Raw genomic sequence first — 11,251 nt, forward strand, 5'->3', positions numbered from 1 at the left:
TCTCCCCTTTTATTCAACGACCAACATTAAGCGTCAGCCGCGTCGACCTCTGAGCCGGGCCTTCTTGATCAGGCCTTCGTACTGATGAGCCAACAAATGGGATTGAATCTGAGCCACCGTATCCATGGTCACCGTCACCACGATCAACAGCGAGGTGCCGCCAAAATAGAACGGAACCGACCAATGCGAGATCAGCAGTTCCGGCAGCACCGACAGCGCGACCAGATAGAGGGCGCCCAAAACCGTCAGGCGGGTGAGGACGTAGTCCAGATAATCCGAGGTATTCTTGCCCGGCCGGATGCCGGGAATGAAGCCGCCATTCTTCTTCAGGTTATCCGCCGTATCCACCGGATTGAACACCACAGCGGTATAGAAGAAAGCGAAGAACACGATCAGCGCGGTGTACATGCCCATATAAAGCGGCTGGCCGCGGCCCATCAGGGCCGTGAAAGTGGTCAGCCACTCGGGGCCGCCGCCACCGGCCGAGAACTGCGCCACCGTCACCGGCATCAGCAGCAACGAACTGGCGAAAATCGGCGGGATAACGCCCGAGGTGTTCAGCTTGAGCGGCAGGTGACTGGATTCGCCACCGAACATCTTGTTGCCGACCTGGCGTTTTGGATATTGCACGATGATCCGACGCTGGGCGCGTTCCACATAGACGATGCCGGCGATGATCACCACCGCCATCACCAACAAACCGATGATCAGCAACACCGGCAAGGCGCCGGTGCGGCCCAATTCCAACGTGCCGGCCATGGCGCTGGGCAGCTCGGCGACGATGCCGGCCATGATGATCAGCGAGGTCCCTTGGCCGATGCCGCGGGCGGTGATTTGCTCACCCAGCCACATCAGGAACATGGTCCCGCCCACCAGGGTCACCACGGTGGAGAAACGGAACAGCAGGTGATTGTCCATGATCACCGCCGCCCCACCGGACCCGCTCATGCCTTCAAGCCCGACGGCGATGCCGTAAGCCTGGAAAGTGGCGATCAAAACGGTGAGATAGCGGGTGTATTGGTTGATCTTCTTGCGGCCGGAATCACCCTCTTTCTTAATCGCCTCAAGCGACGGAACGATGGTGGTCATCAGCTGAATGATGATCGAGGCCGAGATGTACGGCATGATCGCCAGGGCGAAAATGGTCATACGCTGCAAGGCGCCGCCGGCCAGCATGTCGAACATGCCCAACAGGCCGCCACCGTTGTGACGGAACATTTCCGCCATCACGTGCGGATCAACGCCCGGGATGGGAATCCAGGTGCCCAATCGATAAACGATCAGGGCCAAAAGGGTGAACCAGATCCTCTTCTTGAGTTCCGTGGCTTTCGCCAGAACGCCAAAATTCAGGTTCGAGGCAAGCTGCTCGGCAGCAGAGGCCATGCCAAAGGCTCCGGTTATGTGTGACCCGACAGCATTGCTGGATCAGTTGATCCGGGCGAATGCCATGCTGAAACAAAAGAACGCCCCAGTCCCTTGGCCTGGCTTTTCGGCATCAGGATTGGGGGCCTGGGGCGCTTTATAAAGGACCTTCGCGAAAAAACCGAGAGCTAATCAGCCTTCGGTGACTTCCGCGCCGGAAACCTTAACCGAACCACCCGCCTTTTCCACCGCGGCGACAGCCGCTTCGGAGGCGCCGGCGACTTCGATGGTCACCTTGGCGGTCAGTTCGCCACGCGCCAGCAGACGCACGCCGTCGCCGATCTTACCGACCAAGCCGGCAGCGGCGAGGATATCGGCAGTGATGGTCTCGGCGGCATTGAGCTTGCCGGCATCGATGGCGCCCTGCAACTTGCCGAGATTGATCACGGCAAAATGCTTGGCGTTGATGTTGTTAAAACCGCGCTTGGGCAGACGGCGGTAGATGGGCATCTGGCCGCCTTCAAAACCCTGCAGGGCAACGCCCGTACGCGAGCCCTGGCCCTTGACGCCACGACCCGAGGTCTTGCCCTTGCCCGAGCCAATGCCACGGCCGATGCGCTTGAACTTGTAGCGAGCGCCTTCGTTGTCGCGCAGATCGTTGAGCTTCGTCATCTCTTTGTTCCTCGTTGCCGGCCCTTGCCCAAGAGCAAGGGCCGGGCGGAGATTAGTCCTCGACCCGAATCAGGTGCTGAACCTTGCGGATCATCCCACGCACGGCCGGAGTATCTTCCAGCTCGCTGGTGCGATGCATCTTGTTCAAGCCCAGACCGATCAGGGTCGCGCGCTGGTCACCCTGGCGGCCGATGGGGCTTTGCACCTGAGTGACGCGAACGGTCTTGTTGTCAGCCATTCCAGCCTCCTTTACGCGGCGGTGGCAGCAGCGGCGCCATCACGGCGGCCGATGATGTCACCAACCTTCTTGCCACGCTTGGCAGCCACCGAACGGGGGCTGTTCAAGTTGACCAGAGCATCGAAGGTCGCCTTGATCATGTTGTGCGGGTTCGAGGTGCCCAGGCACTTGGCGACGACGTCGGCCACGCCCATGGTCTCGAACACGGCGCGCATCGGGCCGCCGGCGATGATGCCGGTACCAGCCGGAGCGGCGCGCAGGATAACACGACCGGCGCCGAAGTGACCGTTCACGTCATGATGCAGGGTGCGACCTTCACGCAGGTTCACCTTGATCATGTTGCGCTTGGCCTGTTCGGTCGCCTTGCGGATGGCTTCCGGCACTTCACGGGCCTTGCCCGATCCATAACCGACGCGACCCTTGGCGTCACCCACCACGACCAGAGCGGCGAAGGCGAAACGACGTCCGCCCTTGACCACCTTGGCCACACGGTTGATGTGAACCAGCTTGTCGACGAATTCGTTCTCTTCGGGCCGCGCGGCCTCGGGGCCACGACCGCGACCGCGACCGTCGCGATCGCCGCCTTCACCGCCACGGCCACGGCCGCGACGCTGTTCGGTTCCCTCGGAATTGGGAGTACGTGCCATTGTCTTTTTCCCTTAGAACGACAGGCCGCCTTCGCGGGCCGCTTCGGCCAAGGCTTTCACCCGGCCGTGATAGATATAGCCGCCACGGTCGAACACCACCTCGGTGATGCCGGCCGCCTTGGCCCGCTCGGCGATCAGCTTGCCGACAGCGGCAGCAGCCGCGATGTCGGCGCCGGTCTTCAAGGCCCCCTTGAGGTCCTTGTCGAGCGTCGAAGCAGCCGCCAGGGTTTTGCCCTGAACGTCGTCGATAACCTGGACATAGATATTCTTGCCAGAGCGGAAAACCGACAGGCGGATACGTCCACCCGACTTCTTCGCGATGCTGGCCCGGGCGCGCCGCTTGCGGCGCTCGAACAATTCTTTCGGCGTCATCATGGCAGAGCCCCTTACTTCTTCTTGCCTTCCTTGCGCAGGATGGTCTCGGTCGAGTACTTGATACCCTTGCCCTTGTAGGGCTCAGGACCACGGAACGACCGGATCTCCGCCGCAAGCTGCCCGACGATCTGCTTATCGCGGCCAGTGATGGAAATAGCAGTGGGCTTTTCGCACTTCATGGTGACGTCATCCGGAATCGGATAATCGATATCATGAGAATAGCCCAAGGCCAGCTTCAGGTTTTTCCCGTCAACCGCGGCGCGGTAACCGACGCCGTTGATTTCCAGGTTGACGGTGAAGCCGTCGGACACGCCTTTGACCATGTTATTGATCAAGGCGCGGGTGGTGCCCCACATCATGCGCGCACGCTTGGTTTCCGACTTGGGCTTAACCCAGATTTCGGAACCTTCGATGGTGGTTTCAACTTCGTCCGACAGGGGCATCCGGGACTCACCCAGCTTACCCTTGGCGATGAATTCGGCGCCGGCGATCTGGACAGTGACTCCAGACGGCACCGGCACGGGATATTTGCCGACTCGCGACATGTGTCAGTCCCTCCTAGAACACCTGGCAGAGAACTTCACCGCCCACATTGGCGGTGCGGGCTTCCGTATCGCTCATGACGCCGCGAGGAGTCGAGAGGATCGAAATACCCAGGCCATTCGCCACGCGGGTCAGATCGGAAATCTTCGAATACACGCGCCGACCGGGGGTCGAAACGCGAGCGATCTTGGTAATCACCGGCTTGCCTTCGTGGTACTTCAGCTCGATGGTCAGCTCGGACACGCCGGCACGGACATCGGACTTGGCGAAACCACGGATGTAGCCTTCACGCTTCAAGACTTCCAGCACGTTGACGCGCAGGTTGGAAGCGGGCGAGGTTACCGACGACTTGTTCGCGCGCTGACCATTGCGGATGCGGGCGAGCATATCGCCGAGCGGATCGGTCATAGACATTGGTTATGGCCTCCCTTACCAGCTCGACTTCACCAGCCCAGGAATCTGACCCAGATTCCCAAGCTCGCGCAGCTTGTTACGACAAATCTTGAACTTACGATAATTGCCACGCGGGCGACCGGTCAGTTCGCACAAAAGACGCACGCGATTCTTAGCGGAATTGCGCGGCACTTCGGCCAGCTTGAGGGCCGCTTCAAAGCGTTCCTCGGGCGAAGCCTCGCGATCCATGACCTGAGCCTTCAGGCGGGCACGCTTGCCAGCCAGTTGCTTGGCCAGCTTGGCGCGCTTGTTGTTGCGCTCGACAGAGCTGATCTTAGACATTGCTGCTAACTCCCATCAGCCAGCGAACGGCATGTCGAAGCCCTTGAGAAGCGCCTTGGCTTCCTTGTCGGACTTGGCCGTCGTGACGAAAATGATGTCCATGCCCCGGGTAGCATCGACCTTGTCGTAGTCGATTTCCGGGAAAATGAGCTGTTCCTTCAGGCCGAGCGAGTAATTGCCGCGGCCGTCAAAGCTCTTGCCGGGAACGCCGCGGAAATCGCGAACGCGGGGCAGCGCAATGGTGATCAGACGATCGAGGAATTCATACATGCGTTCGGCGCGCAAGGTGACCTTGCAGCCAACAACCTGGCCTTCGCGCAGCTTGAACTGAGCGATGGACTTCTTGGCCTTGGTCACCACCGGCTTCTGACCCGAGATCAGGGTCAGTTCGGCCAGGGCGGCGTCGATCTTCTTGGCGTCCTGGGAAGCTTCGCCCACGCCCATGTTGATGACGATCTTGTCCAGCTTCGGAATCTGCATGGGGTTCGCATAAGAGAACTCCTCCTGCAGGGCCTTGCGGACAGTGGTGTCGTAGTGATTTCGCAAACGCGCGGTCATGGTCTGATGCTCCCCCATTACCGGTCGATGACTTCGCCGGACCGCTTAGCGACGCGGACCTTGCGACCGTCTTCCAGGATCTTCACGCCGACACGGGTCGGCTTGCCATCCTTGGGATCGACGTGGGCGACGTTGGACACGTGCAGGGCGGCTTCTTGTTCGACGATGCCCCCCGCGTTGGCGGCGCTGGGGCGAACATGGCGCTTGACCTTGTTCACACCCTGAACGACCACGCGTTCTTCCTTCGGGTAAGCGGCGATGATTTCGCCCTTCTTGCCCTTGTCCTTGCCGGCGATCACGATAACCTGATCGCCCTTCTTGACGTTAAGACCGGCCATTAGAGCACCTCCGGTGCCAGCGAGATGATCTTCATGAACTTCTTACCGCGAAGTTCACGAGTGACCGGGCCAAAAATACGAGTGCCGATCGGTTCGCCCTGCTTGTTGATGAGCACGGCGGCATTGGTATCGAAACGGATCGCGGTGCCATCGGCCCGGCGGATTTCCTTGGCGGTGCGAACGATAACGGCGCGATGCACGTCACCCTTCTTCACCTTGCCACGGGGAATCGCTTCCTTGATGGAGACGACGATAACGTCGCCCACATTGGCGATGGTCCGGTGCGAACCGCCCAGAACCTTGATGCACTGCACCCGGCGGGCACCCGAATTATCGGCGACGTCCAGGTTGGTTTGCATCTGGATCATGTCGAGTCTTCCTTCTAGTCCAGGTTGATATCGTCAGGCCGGCCTTAGGCCTGCTCGACGATCACTTCCCAGGTTTTGGTCTTCGAGATCGGACGGCACTCGCAGATGCGGACAGTGTCGCCGGCCTTGAACTGATTGTTCTCGTCGTGGGCGTGATACTTCTTCGAACGACGGATGAACTTCTTGTAGATCGGGTGCATGACGCGCCGTTCGACGCTGACCACCACGGTCTTATCCATCTTGTCGCTGACGACCACGCCCTGGAGAATGCGCTTCGGCATTGGTACGCTCCTTAGGCGGCTTTGGCAGAGCGCGAACGCTCGCCGAGAATGGTCTTGATGGCCGCAACTTCGCGGCGCACCGTCAGCACCCGGGCAGTGTTTTCCAGCTGGCCGGAAGCCTTCTGGAAACGCAGATTGAACTGCTCCTTCTTCAGCGCCAGGAGAGATTCCTTGAGCTGATCGTCGGTCTTGGCGCGCAGATCGCTGGACTTGTTCGCCATGACTTTACTCCCCGATACGAACGATGAACTTGGTCTTGATCGGCAGCTTGGCGGCAGCCAGTTCAAAACCACGACGGGCCAGATCTTCCGGCACGCCATCGACCTCGAACATTACGCGACCGGGCTTGACCCGAGCCACCCAAAATTCGGGGGTACCCTTACCCGAGCCCATGCGGACTTCGGCGGGCTTGGTCGAAACCGGCACGTCCGGGAAAATCCGGATCCACACCCGGCCCTGACGCTTCAGGTGACGGGTGAGGGCGCGACGGGCCGCTTCGATCTGGCGAGCGGTGATGCGCTCCGGCTCCATGGCCTTAAGGCCAAAGGCGCCGAAGTTCAGCTGGGAGCCGCCCTTGGCATCGCCATGGATGCGGCCCTTATGCTGCTTGCGGAACTTAGTACGCTTGGGCGAAAGCATCTCTCTACCCTCTCAAATCAGCGACGGTCGACGGGAGCGGACTCGCCGGCGGCGCGCTTGTCCTGAGCCATGGGATCATGAGCCAGGATTTCACCCTTGAACACCCACACCTTGATACCGCAGGTACCATAGGTGGTCTTGGCCGTGCCGATACCGTAATCGATGTCGGCGCGCAGGGTGTGCAGGGGCACGCGACCTTCGCGATACCACTCCATGCGAGCGATTTCGGCGCCGCCCAAACGGCCCGAGCAGTTAATGCGGATGCCCTGGGCGCCCAGACGCATGGCCGACTGCACCGCACGCTTCATGGCGCGGCGGAAGGACACGCGACGTTCCAGCTGCTGAGCGATGGATTCGGCCACCAGCTGAGCGTCCAGTTCGGGCTTGCGGATTTCAACGATGTTCAGATGAACCTCGCCGCCGGTCATCTTGCTGAGCGTCTTGCGCAGCACTTCGATGTCGGCACCCTTCTTACCGATCACCACGCCCGGACGGGCGGTGTGAATGGTAATGCGGGCCTTCTTGGCCGGACGTTCGATGATCACGCGGCTGACGCCGGCCTGAGCCAGCTTCTTGCGCAGGAAATCACGCAGCTTCAGGTCTTCGTGCAACATCTTGGCGTAGTCGCCGTCGGCGAACCAACGGGAATCCCAAGTGCGGTTGATGCCGAGGCGAAGGCCGATCGGATTGACTTTCTGACCCATAGTCTTACTCCCCGGTCGCTTCTTCGCGCTCACGCACGATGACGGTCAGATTCGAGAACGGCTTCTCGATGCGGCCGACGCGACCACGAGCACGGGCGCGCCAACGCTTCATCACCATGGCCTTGCCGACAAAGGCTTCGGCCACGTACAGCCGATCAACGTCGAGCTGATGATTGTTCTCGGCATTGGCGATTGCCGACTGCAAAACCGACTTGACCACACCGGCGATGCGGCGCTTGGAAAATGTCAGCTGGTGCAGGGCGGTTTCCGCCTTCAGGCCGCGAATGGACGCAGCCACCAGATTGAGCTTGCGCGGGCTGGTGCGGATCGAAGACGAGAATGCCTTCGCTTCGATATCCGCCAGAACGCGCTCAGCAGGCTTCTTGCCCATGGCTTACTTCCTCTTCGCCTTCTTGTCGACGCCATGACCGTAATAGGTCCGCGTCGGCGAGAATTCACCGAACTTGTGTCCAACCATGTTCTCGGTAACGAGAACCGGGATGTACTTCTGGCCGTTATAAACGCCGAAGGTCAAGCCCACGAAGTTCGGCAGAATGGTGGAGCGACGTGACCAGATCTTGATGACCTCGTTACGGCCGCTGGCACGCGACTTATCCGCCTTCTTGAGCAGGTACCCGTCGACAAACGGACCCTTCCATACGGAACGAGCCATTCCCGTCCCTCCTTACTGAGCCTGACGGCGGCGCATGATGAGCCGATCCGTCTTCTTGTTGGAACGCGTCTTCTTACCCTTGGTCGGCTTGCCCCACGGGGTAACCGGATGACGGCCCCCAGAGGTACGACCTTCACCACCACCATGCGGGTGGTCGATGGGGTTCATGGCGACGCCACGGACGTGCGGACGGAAGCCCAGCCAACGCTTGCGACCGGCCTTGCCGAGCGACACGTTTTGCTGGTCCGGATTCGACACCGCGCCGACGGTGGCCATGCATTCGCCACGGACGATACGCAACTCACCCGAAGACAGGCGAAGCTGAGCATAGCCCTGGTCCTTACCGACCAACTGCACGAAGGTCCCGGCGGAACGGGCCATCTGGCCGCCCTTGCCAACCTTCAGCTCGACGTTATGAACAACGGTGCCCACCGGAATATTCTTCAGGGGCAGGGCGTTGCCCGGCTTGATGTCGACTTTTTCACCGGCCACCACCACGTCGCCAGCAGACAGACGCTGCGGAGCGAGGATGTAGCGCTTTTCGCCATCTTCATAAACCACCAGGGCGATGAAGGCGGTGCGATTGGGATCGTATTCCAACCGTTCCACGGTGGCGGGCATATCGTACTTGTCGCGCTTGAAATCGACCATACGATAGCGGCGCTTGTGCCCACCGCCGCGGAAGCGGACGGTGATGCGGCCCAGATTGTTACGGCCACCCTTCTTGCGCAGACCTTCGGTCAGCGAAGATTCGGGCTTGCCCTTCCACAATTCCGAACGGTCAACCGTCACCAGCTGACGACGGCCCGGAGTCGTGGGCTTGTAGTTCTTCAAAGCCATGGCGTCAGACTCCCGTCGTCACGTCGATGGACTGGCCTTCGGCCAGCGTCACGATCGCCTTCTTGACGTCGGAGCGAACGCCGACGCGACCACGGAAGCGCTTGACCTTGCCCTTGGTCACCAGGGTATTCACCGCGGTGACGGAGACCCCGAACACGCCTTCAATGGCGGCCTTGATCTCGGGCTTGGAAGCGTTCAGCGGAACCTTGAAGGTGACCTGATTGTGCTCGGAACCCATGGTCGCCTTTTCGGTGATCACGGGCGCGCGGATGATGTCGAACATCCGTTCCTTCGAGACGATGACCTTGCTCATTTCAGGCGAGCCTCCAGGGCGGCGACAGCGTCCGTGGTCAACACCAAGGTGTCACGACGCAGAATGTCGTACACGTTGGCGCCGACTTCCGGCAGCACGTCCACATGGGGGATATTGCGCGAGGCCAGGGCGAAATTGCCGTCCAGGGCCGCGCCGTCGATGACCAGAACCGAGTTCCAGCCCAGCGCCTTGAACTGCGCGGCCAGAGCCTTGGTCTTGGGAGCATCGGCCAGAGCCTTGTCCAGAACCACCAGCTTGCCTTCGGCGGCCTTGGCCGACAGGGCAACCTTGAGGGCCAGCTTGCGCACCTTCTTGTTCATGTCGTAGGCATGGCTGCGAACGACCGGGCCAAAAATGGTGGCGCCGCCACGGAACTGCGCGGAACGCAGCGAACCCTGACGCGCACGGCCGCCACCCTTCTGATTGAAGGGCTTCTTGGTGGTGCCGGAGATCTCGGAGATCCCCTTGGTCTTGTGAGTGCCGGACCGACGCTTCGACAACTGATAGCTGACCATCCGGTGCAGCAGATCGGTGCGAACCGCCAGGCCAAACACGTCGTCGGAGAGATCGATCTCGCCGACGCTCTGATTGTCCAGGCTGATAACCTTCGTCTTCATCGCCGTGATTCCTTACTCGCCGGCTTCAGCGGAGGCAGCCTTGAAGCCTGCCGGGAACGGCACGCCTTCAGGCAGCTTACGCTTGACCGCGTCGCGGACCAGAACCCACGAACCCTCGGCACCGGGAACCGAACCCTTAACCAGGATCAGGCCGCGCTCGGCGTCGGTGGAGACCACCTTGAGGTTCTGGGTGGTGACCTGAACGTCACCCATGTGGCCGGCCATTTTCTTGCCCTTGAACACCTTACCGGGGTCCTGGCGTTGGCCGGTAGAGCCGTGCGAACGGTGCGAAACCGACACGCCGTGGGTCGCTTCGAGACCCCGGAAGTTGTGCCGCTTCATCGCACCGGCAAAACCCTTACCGATGGAGGTGCCGGTGACGTCCACAAACTGGCCGGCAAGGAAATGAGCCGCCGACAGCTCCGCGCCAACGTCGAGAATGTTCTCGGCATCAACACGGAATTCGACGACTTTCTTTTTCGGCTCGACTTTGGCGGCAGCGAATTGACCACGAACGGGCTTGGCCACGTTCTTGACCTTCGCGGCGCCAGCGCCGAGCTGGACGGCGGTGTAGCCGTCCTTTTCTACAGAGCGGGTCGAGACCACCTGACAGGTGTCAACCTTCAACACGGTGACGGGCACATGGGTGCCGTCCTCGGTGAAGATCCTCGTCATGCCGACCTTCTGAGCGATGAGACCGGATCGCATCATGGTTTCCTTAGAGCTTAATCTCGACGTCGACACCGGCGGCCAGGTCGAGCTTCATCAGCGCGTCCACGGTCTGCGGGGTCGGATCGACGATGTCCAGCAGGCGCTTATGCGTGCGAATTTCGAACTGCTCGCGCGACTTCTTGTCGATGTGCGGGGAGCGGTTGACGGTGAACTTCTCGATCCGGCTGGGAAGCGGGATCGGTCCGCGCACTTGCGCACCAGTCCTCTTGGCGGTGTTGACGATCTCGCGGGTGGACTGATCCAACACGCGATGGTCGAACGCCTTGAGGCGGATACGGATGTTTTGGCTTTCCATATTCACGTCATCCGTTAAATCGGATCGGCGCCCCTCTGTCGGGACGCCGATCAGTGAAACTCGGTTTGGTTCAAAGAACCTCCCGCAGTCTGCCGCCTTTGGGGCGTCACTTACGGGAACGGCAACAGCCGAAGCGGGGTTTATACAGAGACTCTGGCGTTGATGCAACCAGAGTCTTTCCCCGCCAAAAAGAAACGACGCCCGGCTGCCCGGACGTCGCATCTTTTATCGATAAGTCGTTAAGACTACTCGATGATCTTGGCGACGACGCCGGCGCCGACGGTACGGCCGCCTTCGCGGATAGCGAAGCGCAGACCTTCG

23 protein-coding genes are annotated in these 11,251 nt (G+C 60.6%); all 23 read right to left on the reverse strand.

Annotation, left to right across the window (positions count from 1 at the left end):
- Nucleotides 1-33: 33 nt before the first annotated feature.
- On the reverse strand, nt 34-1,383 hold the full coding sequence (gene secY, locus KEC16_RS07285; RefSeq protein ID WP_211547332.1) for a preprotein translocase subunit SecY: 1,350 nt from the start codon (nt 1,381-1,383) through the stop codon (nt 34-36).
- 171 nt (nt 1,384-1,554) lie between these two features.
- Complete coding sequence (rplO, locus tag KEC16_RS07290; RefSeq protein WP_211547334.1) at nt 1,555-2,034, reverse strand: 50S ribosomal protein L15; 480 nt, start codon at nt 2,032-2,034, stop codon at nt 1,555-1,557.
- A gap of 52 nt (nt 2,035-2,086) precedes the next feature.
- Complete coding sequence (gene rpmD, locus KEC16_RS07295; RefSeq protein WP_211547336.1) at nt 2,087-2,272, reverse strand: 50S ribosomal protein L30; 186 nt, start codon at nt 2,270-2,272, stop codon at nt 2,087-2,089.
- An 11-nt stretch (nt 2,273-2,283) separates the two neighbouring features.
- Nucleotides 2,284-2,919, reverse strand: coding sequence for a 30S ribosomal protein S5 (gene rpsE / locus KEC16_RS07300; protein ID WP_211547338.1), 636 nt, complete (start codon nt 2,917-2,919; stop codon nt 2,284-2,286).
- Nucleotides 2,920-2,931: 12 nt separating this feature from the next.
- Nucleotides 2,932-3,294: a 50S ribosomal protein L18 gene (gene rplR / locus KEC16_RS07305; protein WP_211547340.1), complete on the reverse strand. Its 363-nt coding sequence runs from the start codon at nt 3,292-3,294 to the stop codon at nt 2,932-2,934.
- Between the two features lie 11 nt (nt 3,295-3,305).
- Nucleotides 3,306-3,839 carry a 50S ribosomal protein L6 gene (gene rplF / locus KEC16_RS07310; protein WP_211547342.1) on the reverse strand — a complete coding sequence of 178 codons (534 nt, stop codon included), beginning with the start codon at nt 3,837-3,839 and terminating at the stop codon, nt 3,306-3,308.
- A gap of 13 nt (nt 3,840-3,852) precedes the next feature.
- The gene (gene rpsH, locus KEC16_RS07315) at nt 3,853-4,251 is read right to left on the reverse strand and encodes a 30S ribosomal protein S8 (RefSeq protein ID WP_211547344.1); all 399 of its coding nucleotides are present in this window, start codon (nt 4,249-4,251) and stop codon (nt 3,853-3,855) included.
- Nucleotides 4,252-4,266: 15 nt separating this feature from the next.
- A complete protein-coding gene (rpsN, locus tag KEC16_RS07320; protein WP_211547346.1) occupies nt 4,267-4,572 on the reverse strand; it encodes a 30S ribosomal protein S14 in 306 nt (101 codons plus the stop codon).
- Nucleotides 4,573-4,587: 15 nt separating this feature from the next.
- Nucleotides 4,588-5,130 (reverse strand): 50S ribosomal protein L5, encoded by a 543-nt coding sequence (gene rplE / locus KEC16_RS07325; RefSeq protein WP_211547348.1) that lies wholly within the window; start codon nt 5,128-5,130, stop codon nt 4,588-4,590.
- A 17-nt stretch (nt 5,131-5,147) separates the two neighbouring features.
- On the reverse strand, nt 5,148-5,468 hold the full coding sequence (gene rplX, locus KEC16_RS07330) for a 50S ribosomal protein L24 (protein ID WP_211547351.1): 321 nt from the start codon (nt 5,466-5,468) through the stop codon (nt 5,148-5,150).
- Nucleotides 5,468-5,836, reverse strand: a complete 369-nt coding sequence (rplN, locus tag KEC16_RS07335; protein ID WP_024078307.1) for a 50S ribosomal protein L14 — start codon at nt 5,834-5,836, stop codon at nt 5,468-5,470. The genes rplX and rplN overlap by 1 nt, the downstream gene beginning before the upstream one ends.
- A gap of 44 nt (nt 5,837-5,880) precedes the next feature.
- On the reverse strand, nt 5,881-6,117 hold the full coding sequence (rpsQ, locus tag KEC16_RS07340; protein WP_211547353.1) for a 30S ribosomal protein S17: 237 nt from the start codon (nt 6,115-6,117) through the stop codon (nt 5,881-5,883).
- 11 nt (nt 6,118-6,128) lie between these two features.
- Nucleotides 6,129-6,338 (reverse strand): 50S ribosomal protein L29, encoded by a 210-nt coding sequence (rpmC, locus tag KEC16_RS07345; protein WP_211547355.1) that lies wholly within the window; start codon nt 6,336-6,338, stop codon nt 6,129-6,131.
- A 4-nt stretch (nt 6,339-6,342) separates the two neighbouring features.
- Nucleotides 6,343-6,756, reverse strand: coding sequence for a 50S ribosomal protein L16 (rplP, locus tag KEC16_RS07350; protein WP_024078304.1), 414 nt, complete (start codon nt 6,754-6,756; stop codon nt 6,343-6,345).
- A gap of 17 nt (nt 6,757-6,773) precedes the next feature.
- Nucleotides 6,774-7,460 (reverse strand): 30S ribosomal protein S3, encoded by a 687-nt coding sequence (gene rpsC / locus KEC16_RS07355; RefSeq protein WP_211547357.1) that lies wholly within the window; start codon nt 7,458-7,460, stop codon nt 6,774-6,776.
- Nucleotides 7,461-7,464: 4 nt separating this feature from the next.
- On the reverse strand, nt 7,465-7,851 hold the full coding sequence (gene rplV / locus KEC16_RS07360) for a 50S ribosomal protein L22 (RefSeq protein WP_211547359.1): 387 nt from the start codon (nt 7,849-7,851) through the stop codon (nt 7,465-7,467).
- Between the two features lie 3 nt (nt 7,852-7,854).
- Nucleotides 7,855-8,133, reverse strand: coding sequence for a 30S ribosomal protein S19 (gene rpsS / locus KEC16_RS07365; RefSeq protein ID WP_024078301.1), 279 nt, complete (start codon nt 8,131-8,133; stop codon nt 7,855-7,857).
- Nucleotides 8,134-8,145: 12 nt separating this feature from the next.
- Complete coding sequence (gene rplB / locus KEC16_RS07370) at nt 8,146-8,973, reverse strand: 50S ribosomal protein L2 (RefSeq protein WP_211547361.1); 828 nt, start codon at nt 8,971-8,973, stop codon at nt 8,146-8,148.
- 4 nt (nt 8,974-8,977) lie between these two features.
- The gene (locus KEC16_RS07375) at nt 8,978-9,286 is read right to left on the reverse strand and encodes a 50S ribosomal protein L23 (RefSeq protein ID WP_211547364.1); all 309 of its coding nucleotides are present in this window, start codon (nt 9,284-9,286) and stop codon (nt 8,978-8,980) included.
- Nucleotides 9,283-9,903: a 50S ribosomal protein L4 gene (rplD, locus tag KEC16_RS07380; protein WP_211547366.1), complete on the reverse strand. Its 621-nt coding sequence runs from the start codon at nt 9,901-9,903 to the stop codon at nt 9,283-9,285. Before rplD ends, KEC16_RS07375 begins: the two co-directional genes overlap by 4 nt.
- A 12-nt stretch (nt 9,904-9,915) precedes the next feature.
- Nucleotides 9,916-10,611, reverse strand: a complete 696-nt coding sequence (gene rplC, locus KEC16_RS07385; RefSeq protein WP_211547399.1) for a 50S ribosomal protein L3 — start codon at nt 10,609-10,611, stop codon at nt 9,916-9,918.
- A 10-nt stretch (nt 10,612-10,621) separates the two neighbouring features.
- Complete coding sequence (gene rpsJ, locus KEC16_RS07390; protein ID WP_002725423.1) at nt 10,622-10,930, reverse strand: 30S ribosomal protein S10; 309 nt, start codon at nt 10,928-10,930, stop codon at nt 10,622-10,624.
- 245 nt (nt 10,931-11,175) lie between these two features.
- Nucleotides 11,176-11,251, reverse strand: a 76-nt coding sequence (locus tag KEC16_RS20185; protein ID WP_201785588.1) for an EF-Tu C-terminal domain-related protein, incomplete at its 5' end; no start/stop codon positions are given.

Source organism: Magnetospirillum sulfuroxidans, assembly GCF_018224925.1.
Lineage (GTDB): Bacteria > Pseudomonadota > Alphaproteobacteria > Rhodospirillales > Magnetospirillaceae > Magnetospirillum > Magnetospirillum sulfuroxidans.

Bases quoted from the DNA above. Each gene is read 5' to 3' on its own strand.
- rplC (WP_211547399.1), bottom strand. From the start codon at position 10,611: ATGCGATCCGGTCTCATCGCTCAGAAGGTCGGCATGACGAGGATCTTC.
- rplD (WP_211547366.1), bottom strand. From the start codon at position 9,903: ATGAAGACGAAGGTTATCAGCCTGGACAATCAGAGCGTCGGCGAGATC.
- rplB (WP_211547361.1), bottom strand. From the start codon at position 8,973: ATGGCTTTGAAGAACTACAAGCCCACGACTCCGGGCCGTCGTCAGCTG.
- rpsQ (WP_211547353.1), bottom strand. From the start codon at position 6,117: ATGCCGAAGCGCATTCTCCAGGGCGTGGTCGTCAGCGACAAGATGGAT.
- rpsH (WP_211547344.1), bottom strand. From the start codon at position 4,251: ATGTCTATGACCGATCCGCTCGGCGATATGCTCGCCCGCATCCGCAAT.
- rpsC (WP_211547357.1), bottom strand. From the start codon at position 7,460: ATGGGTCAGAAAGTCAATCCGATCGGCCTTCGCCTCGGCATCAACCGC.
- rplP (WP_024078304.1), bottom strand. From the start codon at position 6,756: ATGCTTTCGCCCAAGCGTACTAAGTTCCGCAAGCAGCATAAGGGCCGC.
- rpsJ (WP_002725423.1), bottom strand. From the start codon at position 10,930: ATGGAAAGCCAAAACATCCGTATCCGCCTCAAGGCGTTCGACCATCGC.
- rplF (WP_211547342.1), bottom strand. From the start codon at position 3,839: ATGTCGCGAGTCGGCAAATATCCCGTGCCGGTGCCGTCTGGAGTCACT.
- rplN (WP_024078307.1), bottom strand. From the start codon at position 5,836: ATGATCCAGATGCAAACCAACCTGGACGTCGCCGATAATTCGGGTGCC.
- rplV (WP_211547359.1), bottom strand. From the start codon at position 7,851: ATGGGCAAGAAGCCTGCTGAGCGCGTTCTGGCGGATATCGAAGCGAAG.
- rplE (WP_211547348.1), bottom strand. From the start codon at position 5,130: ATGACCGCGCGTTTGCGAAATCACTACGACACCACTGTCCGCAAGGCC.
- rpmD (WP_211547336.1), bottom strand. From the start codon at position 2,272: ATGGCTGACAACAAGACCGTTCGCGTCACTCAGGTGCAAAGCCCCATC.
- secY (WP_211547332.1), bottom strand. From the start codon at position 1,383: ATGGCCTCTGCTGCCGAGCAGCTTGCCTCGAACCTGAATTTTGGCGTT.
- KEC16_RS07375 (WP_211547364.1), bottom strand. From the start codon at position 9,286: ATGAGCAAGGTCATCGTCTCGAAGGAACGGATGTTCGACATCATCCGC.
- rplX (WP_211547351.1), bottom strand. From the start codon at position 5,468: ATGGCCGGTCTTAACGTCAAGAAGGGCGATCAGGTTATCGTGATCGCC.
- rplO (WP_211547334.1), bottom strand. From the start codon at position 2,034: ATGACGAAGCTCAACGATCTGCGCGACAACGAAGGCGCTCGCTACAAG.
- rpsE (WP_211547338.1), bottom strand. From the start codon at position 2,919: ATGGCACGTACTCCCAATTCCGAGGGAACCGAACAGCGTCGCGGCCGT.
- rpmC (WP_211547355.1), bottom strand. From the start codon at position 6,338: ATGGCGAACAAGTCCAGCGATCTGCGCGCCAAGACCGACGATCAGCTC.
- rpsN (WP_211547346.1), bottom strand. From the start codon at position 4,572: ATGTCTAAGATCAGCTCTGTCGAGCGCAACAACAAGCGCGCCAAGCTG.
- rplR (WP_211547340.1), bottom strand. From the start codon at position 3,294: ATGATGACGCCGAAAGAATTGTTCGAGCGCCGCAAGCGGCGCGCCCGG.
- rpsS (WP_024078301.1), bottom strand. From the start codon at position 8,133: ATGGCTCGTTCCGTATGGAAGGGTCCGTTTGTCGACGGGTACCTGCTC.